We start from the raw sequence: 12,285 nt of genomic DNA, 5'->3' as shown, positions 1-12,285 counted from the left end.
GGCTAGTTCGAGCGCCTGGCGACTTTGACGGAGATTCGCGGCTGGACGGCCGGGTCGATCTGGGCGACGCGCTGCTCGATCGCCGCGCGCACGGCCTCGGCCAGGCCGGTGGGATTGGTGCGTTCGGTGCGCACCTTCGCGGCGACCCGGCGCCGTCGCAGGGTGAGTTTCGCGCGGGACACACCATCCACGCCCGCGGCCGCCGACCGCAGGGTGGACCGGTAGCTGCGCCGCGAGGCCCCGGAATCGGTCTCGCCGCGCAACGGCAGGATGGTCAGCCTGCCGGGCAGGACCGCGGCGAGCACCAACGTCAGTCCTGACAGGACCAACACGCCGCCGCTGACGGCGACCGGCAGTTCGTTCCAGTGGATGCGGTGCAGCACGCCGTAGTCGAGCCACGGCCGTTGCCCGAGGATCAACTGGATGGCGGCCACCGCGACCACGGTGCACCCGCCCAGCAGCACCAGCGCGGTCAGCGTGGCCGGGGTGCTGCGGCGGGGCCGGCGCTTCACCGGACCCTCCGCGTTTCCGCGGCACGCGGCCGCAGCGCGGTGACCGTGATGTCCACGCGCGAAACCGTCAGCCCGGCCAGTTCGCCGACGCGCTGCCGCAGGTGCCGCCGGGCGCTCTCGGTGGTGCTCGCCACCGAGAGCGGGTATTCGACGGACAACCGGACGTCCAGCGCCGCCGTCTCCCCGGTCACCCGCGCGCTGACCTTCGCGGCCTGGTCGTCCCCGAACAGCCGCGTGGTGCCGCCGAGGCCGTCCAGTTCGGTGACCGCTCGCGTGGCGATGCGCTCGATCACCCGGTCTTCGATGGTGAGGGTGCCGCGTTCGGACATGTGCTCACCCCCGGTCGCGGCCGGTCAGCTGGGACAGGTCCAGCTCGCCGTCCAGGAACCGGCCGACGAGCAGGCCGAGCCCGCCCAGGACGAGCACGATCAGGAAGGCGCCGAACCCGCCGAACGCGGCCGCGAGGCCGAGCGCCAGTCCGGTGAGCAGGCCGATTCGAGTGGCGTTCATGGTCTGCTCCCCGCTCAGCGGACGCGGCCGGTGTCGGCGACCTCGTCACCTTCGTCCTCGTCGGGCAGGTGCACGTCGGCCACGGTGATGTTGACCTCGACGACCTCCAGCCCGGTCATCCGCTCCACGGCGGTGATCACGTTCCGGCGCACGGCACGGGACAGGTCCGCGATGGCCACCCCGTACTCGACCTCGAGCTGCAGGTCCACCGCGGCCTGCCGCTCGCCGACCTCCACCGAGACGCCCTGCCCGGCGCTCGCGGTGGCGCCGGGGATGCGCTCGCGCAGGGCGTTGAACGCCCGCGCCGCGCCGCCGCCGAGCGCGTGCACCCCGGAGATCTCGTTCGCGGCCAGCCCGGCCACCTTCCGCACCACGGTGTCGGCGATCGTGGTGATGCCCTCGCTGGTGACCAGCGCGCTGTCCGCCCGCTTGGTGACTTCCTGGGCCGGCTTCTCCTGCTGCTGAGCCATCTTGTCCTCCTCGTTGGTGGCGTCGGTGGAAGGACACGAGGAGCGGGGAAACGTCACGGGTGGATTCTGTGGCGCCGGTCACGGCGGCCAGGACTGTCTACATCGGACGACGGGACGATCAGCCGGGGGTGACCGCTTCGCCGCCTGCCACTTCGCGGCCGGTCACGTCGGTTTTCAGCACGACCGCGTCCACCGGGGAGAGGGTGACCTCGGCCCAGACCGTCTTCCCGCCTTCATGGGCGGCCTGCCCCCAGGAGGTGGCGTAGGCGTCGACCATGCGCAGCCCGCGGCCGCCGTCGTTGCCCGGCGCCCGGTACGCGGCGGGGGCGGGCGAGCTGTCGCTGACCTCGATCCGCAGCAGTTCCGGAGACCGCCGCAGGAGCACGCGGCGGGGTGCAGAGCCGTGCCGGATCGCGTTGGAAGCCAGTTCGTCGAGCGCGCCGACGACGTCGCCGAGCAGGGCGGGCTCGAGTCCGGCCAGCACGGTACGGGCCCAGCGCCGGACGCGGACGAGTTCGGCGGGGTCGCCGGAGAGATCCAGTGCGTGCTCGCCCGGATCCTGGTCCACCACGGTCGCGGCCCTTCCTCCGATCGAACGAACCGATGTCTGGATACCCCAGCCTAAACCTCCCCGCCGCGGCGGGTCCGCGGACGGCACGCGGTGGCGAGCTTGCGCGGGTCGCGGCGGGGTGGTGTGTAGCCTTCCTCAGACGGCCGTGCGGGTACGAGCCGTGCGTTGGTGGCAACGGGTGGATTTGGCGGATTCGGAGGGTGGATGGGCCCGGCTCACTCGCCTGAAAAGGCAGGTCCACTCCCGCGGCTGTCGGCGGGGTATCGCTTGCACGTGTTGCTGGTCGAGGACGACGACGGGGACGCGCTGCTGGTCGAGGAGATGCTCTCCGACGCGCTCGAGCCGACCACGCTGCGGCGGGTCGGCACGCTCGCCGAGGCGCTGTCCGCGCCCATCCGCGCCGACTGCGTGCTGCTCGACCTCGCGCTGCCCGACGCGATGGGCCTCGATTCGGTGGCCAGGCTGCGCCGGGCCGCGCCGGGCACCGCGGTGGTGGTGCTCACCGGCCGCGCCGACGAGCGCACCGGCCAGGCCGCGGTCGCCGCCGGCGCCCAGGACTACCTGGTCAAGAGCCAGGTCGACGGCCCGCTGCTGAGCAAGGCGCTGCGGTACGCCTGGGAGCGCAAGCGGGCCGAGCAGGTCGAGCGGTCGCTGCGCGAGCAGCAGCTGCTGGCCAGCGAGTACACCCGGCTGGAACGCGGCCTGCTGCCGACCCCGCTGCTGGCGTCGGAGGAGCTGTCGCTGGTCTCGCGCTACCGGCCGGGCCGCGACGGCGCGCTGCTCGGCGGCGACTTCTACGACGCCGTCGAAACGGCCGACGGCACCCTGCACGTGATCATCGGCGACGTCTCCGGTCACGGCCCCGACGAGGCGGCGCTGGGTGTCGCGCTGCGCATCGCCTGGCGGTCGCTGGTGCTCGCCGGTCTGCCGCAGGACCAGGTGCTGGCCACCGTGCAGCAGGTGCTCACGCACGAGCGGATCCACAACCACTTCGCCACCGCGTGCGTGGTCTCGGTGGCCCCGGACCGCCGCTCGCTGCGGATGCGGCTGGCCGGGCACCCGCCGCCCCTGCTGCTCACCGGCACCGGCACGCGGCTGCTGCCGGTGGACCGCCTCGGCGTGCCGCTGGGCGTGCTGCCCGACGCCGGCTGGGCCCCGGCCGAGATCGACCTCGAACCGGGCTGGGACCTGCTGCTGTGCACCGACGGCATCTTCGAGGGCCGCAGCGGGCAGGGCAGCGAGCTGCTCGGCCAGGAGAACATGACCGAGCTGTTCCTGGCGCTGCTCGCCGACCGGCCGGACTGGCGGGAGGCACCCGGCGAGGTGCTCGACGCCCTGATCGCCGAGGTCGAGCACCGCAACGGCGGCCCGCTCGACGACGACGTGGCGGTGGTCCTGCTCGGCCACCGGGAGGCGTCGTGACCAGTGCCGTGACCAGTACCGCCGAGACCCCGGCCCAGCAGCGCGAACGCGCGGCCACCGGCTGGCCGATCCGCCGCTGGATGACGCTGCTGGCCACGATCACCGTGGCGCTGCTCGCCGGGGTGATCGTGGCCGGGGTGGTGGCGCTGGAAAACCTCGAAAGCTCCCGCGCGCGCCTGGTCGACGAGATCGATCCCGGGCTGATCGGCGCGCAGACGCTGACCTCGGCGCTGCTGAACCAGGAGACCGGCGTCCGGGGCTACCTGCTCACCGGCGACCGGCGCTTCCTCGCGCCCTATCCCCAGGGCCTGGCCGAGCAGGCGCGTGCGGTGGGGCAGCTGCGTGACGCCGGGGCGCAACCGGGCACGGTGCCAGGTGCGGATCTCGACGCCGTGCTGGCGCGGGCGGGGGAGTGGCAGCGGCTGGCCGACCGCTGGACCGCGCCCGGCGCGCCGCCGGTCGGCGTGGCGCAGGTGGAGCAGAGCAAGGCCTACTTCGACGGCGTCCGCGAGGTGCTCGACGTCCAGCGCGCGCACTACGCCGACGCGCGGGCCGACGCACGCGACGGGCTGGACGCGTCGGCGAGCTTCCTGCAGTGGATGCTCGTGGTGGTGGCGGTGCTGCTGATCGTCCTGTTCGGCGCGCTCTACCTCGGCTTCCGGCGGGCCATCGCCCGGCCGCTGCAGAAGCTGGCCAGCGAGGTCAGGGCGGTCACCGACGACGACCTGAACCGCGAGGTGAGCGCCAACGGCCCGCGGGAGCTGGTCGAGCTGGGCGCCGACGTGGAGGACATGCGCCGCCGGATCGTCGCCGAACTGGCGGAGCTCAAGCGCGCGCAGGACGAGCTGCAGCGGTCCAATTCGGACCTCGAGCAGTTCGCCTACGTCGCCTCGCACGACCTGCAGGAGCCGCTGCGCAAGGTGGCCAGCTTCTGCCAGCTGCTGCAACGCCGGTACCAGGGGCAGCTCGACGAACGCGGTGACCAGTACATCGACTTCGCGGTGGACGGTGCCCGCCGGATGCAGGCGCTGATCAACGACCTGCTGGCGTTTTCCCGGGTGGGCCGCAAAACCGGCGAGATGGCCGAAGTGGACACCGCGAAGCTGGTCGGCCAGGCGATGCGCAACGTGGAGGCGGTGGTCGAGGAGACCGGCGCCACCATCACCCACGGCGAACTACCGGTGGTGCACGGCGAAACCAGCCTGCTCACCGGCGTGTTCCAGAACCTGCTGAGCAACGCGCTGAAGTTCCGCGGCGAAGACCCGCCGGAGGTCCGCATCGAGGCGGAGCGGGACGGCGACGACTGGGTCTTCTCGGTCACCGACAACGGGATCGGCATCGAACCCGAGTACGCCGACCGCATCTTCGCGATCTTCCAGCGGCTGCACCCGAAGAGCGCGTACCCGGGCACCGGCATCGGGCTGGCGATGTGCCGCAAGATCGTGGAGTACCACGGCGGCCGCATCTGGCTCGACACCGATCCGCCGGCCGGGCACACCCGGTTCCGCTTCACCCTGCCCGTCCATCCCGGGACCAGCCGGGCCGAACGCACAGAAAGCGAGTCCCCGTGAGCGATTCACTGGCCCCGATCGACATCCTGCTGGTCGAGGACGACCCCGGTGACGTGCTGATGACGCAGGAGGCGTTCGAGCACCACAAGATCCGCAACTCGCTGCACGTGGTCAGCGACGGTGTCGAAGCGCTGGAGTTCCTGCGCCGCGACGGCGCCTATCCCGACGCGCCGCGGCCGGGGCTGATCCTGCTGGACCTCAACCTGCCGAAGAAGGACGGCCGCGAGGTGCTCGCCGAGATCAAGGCGGAGCCGGAGCTGCGCAGCATCCCGGTGGTGGTGCTGACCACCTCCGAGGCCGAGGAGGACATCCTGCGCAGCTACGACCTGCACGCCAACGCCTACGTCACCAAGCCGGTCGACTTCGAGCGGTTCGTCGAGGTAGTCCGCCAGATCGACGACTTCTTCGTCACCGTGGTGAAACTGCCGAAGTGACTCAGGCCGCGAGCGCGTTGAATTCGGCTTCGGTGCGCTCGCGCTCGACGTACATCGTCCACGCGGTGTCGGCGATGTCGTCGGGGTTGAGCGTGCCGACGCCCTCCGCGAAGTCCTCCCGTGCCGCGAAGGCGCGGTGGATGTCGCCGCGCTCGATCAGCCCGCCTATGGTGAGCGTGGCCGCGTAGACGCCGGTGTCCTTCAGCGCCTCGGCGAGGGTGAGCACGTACATGCGCAGCGCGGCCGCGGCGGGCACCAGGTTGCCCAGCAACGGCATGGGGATCTTGCCGCTGAGCCCGCCGCCGAAGAACAGCGCGCCGTCGCCGCGTGCCACCATCTCCGGCACCACCTCCCTGGCCAGCGTGGCCGGTGCGGTGAGCAGGTGCTGCATCGGCGCCATCAGGTCCTGCGCGCCGGCTTCGGTGAGCGGGATGACCGACAGCGTGTCCGGGCTCACCGGTCCGAAGTAGACGGTGTCGAACCCGCCGAGGTCGGCGGTGATCTCGCCGAGCACCCGCTTGAGTTCCGTCGCGTCGGTGACGTCGGCGGTGTAGGTGCGTGATTCGATCCCCGCCGCCGCGAGGCTCGCGCGGTAGTCCGCGTGCCGTCGATCGGTCCGGGAGACGAGCGCCACCCGGAAGCCTTCCTTGCCGAACCGATGGGCCATCGACATGCCGAGCCCCGGTCCCGCACCGAGCACCACCAGCACCTTGCCTGACGAATCCGTCATGTTCTCTCCATCGTCCATGTTGAGGTCGTCCTCAACTTATTTCGACGCTACCGCTAACTTGAGGCCGCCGTCAACTTGCTAGGCTGGGCGCATGCGCCGGGACGCCCAGCTCAACCGCGAGAAGCTCATCGAGTCGGCTCGCGCGCTCTTCGCCGAGCGCGGGCTGAACGTGGCGCTGGAGGAGGTCGCGCGCCGGGCCGGGGTCAGCATCGGCACGCTGTACAACCGGTTCCCGACCAGGACGGACCTGTGCGCGGCGGTGTTCGCCGACCGGGCCCAGACGGTGGTGCTGACCGCGGAGCACGCCCTGTCCATGCCCGACGCGTGGGCCGGGTTCACCCACTTCCTGGAGCAGCTCTGCCTGTTGCAGGCGGCGGATCGCGGGTTCAACGAGCTGGCCGAGCGCGGGCTGCCGCAGCCGGGGGAGGACCAGCGGCGCGGCTACGAGCTGATGTGCGAGCTGATCGCCCGCGCGCGGCGGGAAGGCGTGCTGCGCGAGGACTTCACCACCGAGGACCTGGCGCTGGTCGTCTGGTCGATCACCAGGACCATCGAGGCCACCGCGGCGGTCAGCCCCCAGCTGTGGCGGCGGCACCTGGCGATGATCTGCGACGGCCTGCGTGCCGGAGCCGCGCATCCGCTGCCCGAGCCGCCGCTGCGGCCGGAACAGCTCGCCGGGATCATCCAGGGTGGCTGCTGAGCGCGTCCAGGAAGGCGGTCGCGGCCGGGCTCAGCCCCGCCCGGCTCCACACCAGGTATTCGACGCGGCCGGGCGCGCCGAGCACCGGGATGGTCGCGACGCCGGTGAGCTGCGGTGTGTAGGCCGACGGGAGCATCGCCACGCCGAGGCCCTGCCGGATGAGCTTGGCCATGAAATCCGCGGTGGTCACCTCGAAGGCCACCTCGCGGTCGAGACCCGCCGCCGCGAAGGCTTCGTCGGACTGCGCCCGGCCAGCCGTCCCGGCCGGGAAGTCCACAAAGGTCTCTTCGGTCAGCCGCCGGAGGTCCACTTGCGACAGTTCGGCCAGCGGGTGGTCCGGTGCGGTCACCGCGACGAGGTGGTCGCGGGCCAGTTCGCGGGCGTTGACCCCGTGCGGCCGCGCGGTGGTCGGCAGCCCGAGGAAGGCGACTTCGAGGCTGCCCTGCTTCACCGCGTCGACCAGTTCCTCGCTGGCGCCGGATCGCAGCCCGACGCGCACCAGCGGGTACCGGCGGTGGAATTCGCGTAGTGCCACCGGAATGTCCACCGCGGCCACGGTCGGGATGGCGCCGACGGTGAGCCTGCCGCGCACCTCGCCGACCGCCGCCGCGACTTCGGCGACGGCGCGCTCGGCGGCGTCGAGGCACTGCCGTGCCGCGGGCAGGAACGCCTCCCCGGCGGCGGTCAGCCGCACCCGGCGGCTCGTGCGCTCGAACAGCTTCGCGCCCAGTTCCCGTTCCAGGCGGGCGATCTGGTGGCTGAGCGCGGACTGCGCGACAAAGCAGCGCTCGGCGCCGCGGGTGAAGCTGTTCGTTTCGGCGACGGCGAGCACGTACCGCAGGTGCTGGAGTTCCACGAATCAATCGTGCAGCACGATCATTGTGGTGACAAACATGTATTGGACTCATGGACGCAGGTCAGCCACCTTGAACGGGTGACCACCCTGACTTCCGGCACGCTGACCCGGACCGCGCTGACCGCCTTCGCACCCGCCGTTTGGGGCACCACCTACGTCGTGACCACCGAGCTGCTGCCCGCCGGGCACCCGCTGTTCGCGGGCCTGATGCGCGCGCTGCCCGCCGGGCTGATCGCGCTGGCCGTCACCCGCGTGCTGCCGCGTGGGGTGTGGTGGTGGCGGGCGGCGGTGCTCGGGGTGCTCAACATCGGCCTGTTCTTCCCGCTCTTGTTCACCGCCGCCGAGCGCCTGCCCGGCGGGGTCGCCGCGACGCTGGGGGCAGGGCAGCCGCTGGTGGTCGCCGTGCTGGCGGTCGGGGTGCTGCACGAACGCCCGTCGGTGGCGCGGTTCGCCTGGGGACTGGCGGGGGTCGCCGGGGTCGGGCTGGTGGTGCTCGGGCCGGCCGCCGGGTTCGACACCGCCGGGGTGCTCGCCGGGCTCGGCGGCGCGCTCGCGATGGCGCTGGGGGTCACGCTCACCAAGCGCTGGGGCAGGCCCGCCGGCGCCGGCCCGACCGCCTTCGCCGGCTGGCAGCTGACCGCGGGCGGGGTGTTCCTGGTGCCGGTCACCTTTCTCGCCGAGGGCGCGCCGCCGTCGATCGACCTGCCCGCCGTCGCCGGGTACCTCTGGCTCGGCCTGGCCGGCGGGCTGCTGGCCTACGTGCTGTGGTTCCGCGGCATCGGCCTGCTGCCGGTCACCTCGGTCGCCGTGCTGGGCCTGCTGTCGCCGATGGTCGCGGCGCTGCTCGGCGCACTGGTGCTCGGGCAGGAACTCGGCCCGGTCCAGCTCGCCGGGTTCGCGCTGGCGCTGACCGCGATGGTGGCCGGTCAGCTGCCGCACGAACGCTGATCACCGTCCTCTGTGGGCGGTTCGCCACCGCCGGAACCCCCACACCGCCGCCACGCCCAGCGCGACCAGCAGCACCGGCAGCAGGGTGAGCGTCCACGGCCAGGCCGGGCCGTCGAGGACCAAGCCGCCGGTGGGCAGCTCCAGCACCTTCGCCGTCCAGCGGGCGGTCGCCACATCGGTGGTGCCCGCGAGGTCGCGCACGGTGGCGTCGAAGGCAAAACCCGGTTGCTGGTGCGGGTATTCGGGCGACGGACCGCCGGGAACCGGGGCCACGGCCCGGGAGCCGGGCACGAGCAGGCGGTCCAGCCGGGGCGCGGCGGTGGCGAGATCCGCGCGCGGCAGGAAGGTCAGGCCGTGCCGCGAGCGCATCGGCCCGCCGTCGGCGGTCACCGCCAGCGTGCGTGCCGACAGCGACTGGCCGCCGTGCACGTCGAACACCGAAGCCAGCTCGATCTCGCCGGTGCCGTCGGTGAGCACCACGCCGATTTCCGGCGGGTTCCAGGTGAATCCGGCGTTGATGATGGCGACCGGGTCCGGCATCCCGGCTTCCGGCGTGACCGGCGGATCGGCGTGGCGCCAGCCGACCGCCGACGCGGCGGCCGCGGCCGCTTCGGGACCGGCCAGGCGCTTGATCACGTGCAGCGTGCCGTCGATCCCGGACAGGATGCCCGCCGTGGAGACGATGCCGCCGTCGTCGACAAATCGCTGTCCCCGCACCCAGTTCACCGCGGGGTAGACGCCTTCGAACTCCCCGATCCGCAGCCAGTGCGCGGTGGCGGACCGCCCGTCGAGCAGGCCGGCCGAAGCGAGCACACCCGAGCCGTTGCACACGCTCAGCAGGTGCGCGCCGCCCGCGGCCTGCGTGCGCAGCCAATCCGTGACCGGTGCCGTGCTGGGCTCGCCGACGTCGGGCAACGCGGGCACCACGACCAGGTCGGCGACGGGCGTCCGGGCGGCGAGTTCGGTGAACGTCAGGTCGGGGACGAGGTCCAGGCCGCCGGTCAACGGCACCGGGCGGCGCTGCGAGGCCGCGGTGTAGACGTTGAACTTGCCGGTGGCGGCGAAGATTTCGTACGGGGCAAGGACATCCGAGACCACCGCACCGCGGTCGCCGACCACGACCACGGCGGTGGGCTTGGCGGGGTCGTGGCGCAGCGGTGCCGCCGCCGGGACGGCCCGCTCCGGTCCGGGGGCGTGGAGGGCGTCGAAGGCGGACAGCGCCGAGACGGTCGCCCCGGCGGCCGGGACCAGCAGCACGGCGACCACCGCGAGAACGCGCTTGACGAAGGTACGCATGGCTCAGTGCCAGTATTCGTCGCGGCGCCACACCATGGCGGCCAGCATCAGCGGGAACATGATGACGTGCCCGGCGGCCATCACCGCGGAGCCGGACAGCACGCCGAACCAGTGCGGCACCAGCAGCGCCAGGAACGGCAGGTACATCACCGCGGACATCTCCGCGATCCGCGGCCACGAGTGCCGCCGGACGGCCATCCACAACGCCATCGCGACGGTCATGTCGGTGGCCATCACCAGCGCGGCCACGTCCGGTCTGGCCACCCACGCGTCGGGCCACAGCGGGGCGAGCGCGAACATGCCGACGAGCATGGCCACGACCATTTCCAGGTAGTGCGCGGTGAAGCGGACCAGCTTGCGGGTCGTGGTGCGGTGCGTGGCGGTTGTCATGGCGGGGACCTCCCGATCGCGGTGAACGCCTTGTCGCGATCGAGCATCGCCGCCGGAGGCCGTGCTGCCAGGTGCCGGAGGTCATGACCTCCGGTCATGTGCCGGGCATGACCTCACAGCAGGCCGAGCGCGCGGGCCCGCAGCGCGGCCTGAGTGCGGTCGCGGGCACCCAGCTTGGCCAGCACGCTGGTCACGTGGTTCTTCACGGTGCCCTCGGCGAGGAACAGCGAGCCGGCGATCTCCCGGTTGCTGTGCCCGTCGGCCAGCAGGCGCAGGACGTCCAGCTCGCGGTCCGACAGCGGAACGACCAGCGGCTGCGGCCGTGGTGCCGGATCGGTGTCGGGCAGTTGCGCGAACCTGGCCACCACCTTCGCCGCGACGGACGGCTGCAGCACCGACTCACCGCGGGCCGCCGCCAGCACCGCGTCCACCAACTGCGCCGAGGACGCGTCCTTCAGCAGGTACCCGAGCGCCCCGGCACGCAACGCGGCGAACACGTCCTCGTCGTCGTCGAACGTGGTGAGCGCGATGACCTGCACACCGGGTTGCTCGGCGCGCAGCCGCCGCGTGGCCGCGACACCGTCGAGCACCGGCATGCGCAGGTCCATCAGCACGACGTCGGGGGCCAGTGCGGCGGACCGGCGCAGCGCCTCGTCCCCGTTGCCCGCCTCACCCACCACCTCGATGTCGTCGCGGGTGGCCAGCAGCGTTGCCAGCGCCTCGCGGAACAGCGCCTGATCGTCCACGAGCAACACGCGGACCGCGCTCATCCCGGTACCTCCATGGTCAGTGCGGACCCCTTGCCAGGGGCGGGTTCGAAGCTCAGCCGCCCGCCGAGCGCGGCGGCTCGTTCGCGCAGTCCCAGCAGGCCGAAGCCGGGCGTCCGGCCGTCCACCACGCCGGTTCCGTTGTCGCGGACGACCAGCCGGATCTTGCCGTCGGCAAAGGTGAGGCCGATTTCCGCGCGGGTGGCGGCGGCGTGCTTGCGGACGTTGGTCAGGCCCTCCTGGGCGGTCCGGTACAGCGCCTCCCGCGCTTCGTCGGCGACCGGCCGTTCGGTGCCGGAAACCGTGACGCCGGTGGGCACTCCGGTCGCGGAGGTCTCTTCGGCCAGCGCGCGCAACGCTTCGGGCAACGGCGGGATCGACCGCGGTTCGCGGAGTGCGCTGACCGAGCGGCGTACGTCGGCCAGCGCGGCTTCGGCCTGCTCCTGCGCTTTGGCGAGCACGGCGTCGGCCTTGGCGGGGTCCGTCTGCAACACCGCCCGCGCGGCCTTGACCTGCATCTGGACCACGGTCAGGGAATGCCCGAGTCCATCGTGGATGTCACGGGCGACACGGTTGCGTTCCTGCGCGGTGGCGAGCCGTTCCGCCTGTGCGGTGTAGTCGCGCAACTGCTCGTGCGCCTCGGCGAGCGCGCGCCGGGTTTTCTGTTCGCGCTGCAGGAGTTCGGTGATGATCGCGGCGAACAACACCGAGGCGAACAGGCCGATGCCTTCGCGCAGCGCGTCGTGCCAGGCCATGCCGGCGTGCGCGAGCGGGACGAGCAGGATCACCACCGCGGTGCCGGGCCGGGGGAGCAGCAGCACGCACTGACTCACCAGCACCACGAAGAACAACGTGCCGCCGACACCGGGATCGTAGGAGAACACCGCGTACGCGAGCGGCAACTGGACCGCGACGTACGCGATCGACCAGCCGAGCCGCTCGCGCCGGTGCACCCAGAGGAAGCCCGCGGTGCCGAGTGCGGTGAACACCGCGCCGAGCGGGATCACCCACAGGGGTTCACGGGACGCGAGCGCGCCGATCACCAGTGTGAGGAACGCGCCGCCGGTCAGCGCCGCGAGAGCCCGGTTCATGGGCTCACTTTGGGCTT

General features: G+C 72.4%; 16 protein-coding genes. 5 read left to right on the top strand and 11 right to left on the bottom strand.

The genetic code is table 11. The features are described from left to right. Window positions 1–2: 2 nt before the first annotated feature. From A4R43_RS15355 to A4R43_RS15340, 5 genes are all read right to left on the bottom strand, one after another. Window positions 3–512, bottom strand: a complete 510-nt coding sequence (locus A4R43_RS15355; protein WP_113692947.1) for a DUF6286 domain-containing protein — start codon at window positions 510–512, stop codon at window positions 3–5. Further along, window positions 509–841: an Asp23/Gls24 family envelope stress response protein gene (locus A4R43_RS15350; RefSeq protein ID WP_113692946.1), complete on the bottom strand. Its 333-nt coding sequence runs from the start codon at window positions 839–841 to the stop codon at window positions 509–511. Before A4R43_RS15350 ends, A4R43_RS15355 begins: the two co-directional genes overlap by 4 nt. Window positions 842–845: 4 nt before the next feature. Next, entirely contained in the window at window positions 846–1,022 is a 177-nt protein-coding gene (locus tag A4R43_RS43295; protein WP_205215344.1) for a hypothetical protein, read from the bottom strand. 14 nt (window positions 1,023–1,036) lie between these two features. After that, a complete protein-coding gene (locus A4R43_RS15345; protein ID WP_113692945.1) occupies window positions 1,037–1,492 on the bottom strand; it encodes an Asp23/Gls24 family envelope stress response protein in 456 nt (151 codons plus the stop codon). A gap of 118 nt (window positions 1,493–1,610) precedes the next feature. Then, window positions 1,611–2,063 (bottom strand): ATP-binding protein, encoded by a 453-nt coding sequence (locus A4R43_RS15340; RefSeq protein WP_236809027.1) that lies wholly within the window; start codon window positions 2,061–2,063, stop codon window positions 1,611–1,613. Between the two features lie 204 nt (window positions 2,064–2,267). Between A4R43_RS15340 and A4R43_RS15335 the strand changes: the two genes are divergently transcribed. The 3 genes from A4R43_RS15335 (at window position 2,268) to A4R43_RS15325 (ending at window position 5,490) form a co-directional block, all read left to right on the top strand. Next, window positions 2,268–3,485, top strand: a complete 1,218-nt coding sequence (locus tag A4R43_RS15335; RefSeq protein WP_113692944.1) for a PP2C family protein-serine/threonine phosphatase — start codon at window positions 2,268–2,270, stop codon at window positions 3,483–3,485. An 80-nt stretch (window positions 3,486–3,565) separates the two neighbouring features. Beyond that, entirely contained in the window at window positions 3,566–5,056 is a 1,491-nt protein-coding gene (locus A4R43_RS15330) for a sensor histidine kinase (RefSeq protein ID WP_113697618.1), read from the top strand. Beyond that, window positions 5,053–5,490, top strand: a complete 438-nt coding sequence (locus A4R43_RS15325) for a response regulator (RefSeq protein ID WP_113692943.1) — start codon at window positions 5,053–5,055, stop codon at window positions 5,488–5,490. The genes A4R43_RS15330 and A4R43_RS15325 overlap by 4 nt, the downstream gene beginning before the upstream one ends. 1 nt (window position 5,491) lies before the next feature. On the opposite strand, the gene A4R43_RS15320 is transcribed toward A4R43_RS15325, so the two are convergent. Then, window positions 5,492–6,220, bottom strand: coding sequence for an SDR family NAD(P)-dependent oxidoreductase (locus A4R43_RS15320; RefSeq protein ID WP_113692942.1), 729 nt, complete (start codon window positions 6,218–6,220; stop codon window positions 5,492–5,494). Between the two features lie 91 nt (window positions 6,221–6,311). Between A4R43_RS15320 and A4R43_RS15315 the strand changes: the two genes are divergently transcribed. Continuing rightward, on the top strand, window positions 6,312–6,920 hold the full coding sequence (locus tag A4R43_RS15315) for a TetR/AcrR family transcriptional regulator (RefSeq protein ID WP_113692941.1): 609 nt from the start codon (window positions 6,312–6,314) through the stop codon (window positions 6,918–6,920). Here the strand turns inward: A4R43_RS15315 and A4R43_RS15310 are convergent. Then, window positions 6,901–7,776 (bottom strand): LysR family transcriptional regulator, encoded by an 876-nt coding sequence (locus tag A4R43_RS15310; protein ID WP_113692940.1) that lies wholly within the window; start codon window positions 7,774–7,776, stop codon window positions 6,901–6,903. The genes A4R43_RS15315 and A4R43_RS15310 overlap by 20 nt on opposite strands. A gap of 78 nt (window positions 7,777–7,854) precedes the next feature. Here A4R43_RS15310 and A4R43_RS15305 point away from each other — a divergent pair, with 78 nt between their 5' ends. Next, window positions 7,855–8,724 (top strand): EamA family transporter, encoded by an 870-nt coding sequence (locus A4R43_RS15305; protein ID WP_113692939.1) that lies wholly within the window; start codon window positions 7,855–7,857, stop codon window positions 8,722–8,724. Here A4R43_RS15305 and A4R43_RS15300 read toward each other — a convergent pair whose 3' ends face one another. The 4 genes from A4R43_RS15300 to A4R43_RS15285 form a co-directional block, all read right to left on the bottom strand. Then, the gene (locus A4R43_RS15300) at window positions 8,725–10,020 is read right to left on the bottom strand and encodes a DJ-1/PfpI family protein (RefSeq protein ID WP_113692938.1); all 1,296 of its coding nucleotides are present in this window, start codon (window positions 10,018–10,020) and stop codon (window positions 8,725–8,727) included. It lies immediately after the preceding gene. Between the two features lie 3 nt (window positions 10,021–10,023). Then, window positions 10,024–10,410, bottom strand: coding sequence for a hypothetical protein (locus A4R43_RS15295; RefSeq protein ID WP_113692937.1), 387 nt, complete (start codon window positions 10,408–10,410; stop codon window positions 10,024–10,026). Between the two features lie 113 nt (window positions 10,411–10,523). After that, complete coding sequence (locus A4R43_RS15290) at window positions 10,524–11,180, bottom strand: response regulator (RefSeq protein ID WP_113692936.1); 657 nt, start codon at window positions 11,178–11,180, stop codon at window positions 10,524–10,526. Continuing rightward, window positions 11,177–12,268 (bottom strand): sensor histidine kinase, encoded by a 1,092-nt coding sequence (locus A4R43_RS15285; protein ID WP_113692935.1) that lies wholly within the window; start codon window positions 12,266–12,268, stop codon window positions 11,177–11,179. Before A4R43_RS15285 ends, A4R43_RS15290 begins: the two co-directional genes overlap by 4 nt. Window positions 12,269–12,285: the final 17 nt, after the last annotated feature.

Source organism: Amycolatopsis albispora (genome assembly GCF_003312875.1).
GTDB classification, from domain to species: Bacteria; Actinomycetota; Actinomycetes; order Mycobacteriales; family Pseudonocardiaceae; genus Amycolatopsis; species Amycolatopsis albispora.
This window is presented reverse-complemented; position numbering and strand designations above follow the sequence as displayed.

Bases quoted from the DNA above. Each gene is read 5' to 3' on its own strand.
- A4R43_RS15350 (WP_113692946.1), bottom strand. From the start codon at position 841: ATGTCCGAACGCGGCACCCTCACCATCGAAGACCGGGTGATCGAGCGC.
- A4R43_RS43295 (WP_205215344.1), bottom strand. From the start codon at position 1,022: ATGAACGCCACTCGAATCGGCCTGCTCACCGGACTGGCGCTCGGCCTC.
- A4R43_RS15345 (WP_113692945.1), bottom strand. From the start codon at position 1,492: ATGGCTCAGCAGCAGGAGAAGCCGGCCCAGGAAGTCACCAAGCGGGCG.
- A4R43_RS15335 (WP_113692944.1), top strand. From the start codon at position 2,268: ATGGGCCCGGCTCACTCGCCTGAAAAGGCAGGTCCACTCCCGCGGCTG.
- A4R43_RS15330 (WP_113697618.1), top strand. From the start codon at position 3,566: ATGACGCTGCTGGCCACGATCACCGTGGCGCTGCTCGCCGGGGTGATC.
- A4R43_RS15320 (WP_113692942.1), bottom strand. From the start codon at position 6,220: ATGACGGATTCGTCAGGCAAGGTGCTGGTGGTGCTCGGTGCGGGACCG.
- A4R43_RS15315 (WP_113692941.1), top strand. From the start codon at position 6,312: ATGCGCCGGGACGCCCAGCTCAACCGCGAGAAGCTCATCGAGTCGGCT.
- A4R43_RS15300 (WP_113692938.1), bottom strand. From the start codon at position 10,020: ATGCGTACCTTCGTCAAGCGCGTTCTCGCGGTGGTCGCCGTGCTGCTG.
- A4R43_RS15295 (WP_113692937.1), bottom strand. From the start codon at position 10,410: ATGACAACCGCCACGCACCGCACCACGACCCGCAAGCTGGTCCGCTTC.
- A4R43_RS15290 (WP_113692936.1), bottom strand. From the start codon at position 11,180: ATGAGCGCGGTCCGCGTGTTGCTCGTGGACGATCAGGCGCTGTTCCGC.
- A4R43_RS15285 (WP_113692935.1), bottom strand. From the start codon at position 12,268: ATGAACCGGGCTCTCGCGGCGCTGACCGGCGGCGCGTTCCTCACACTG.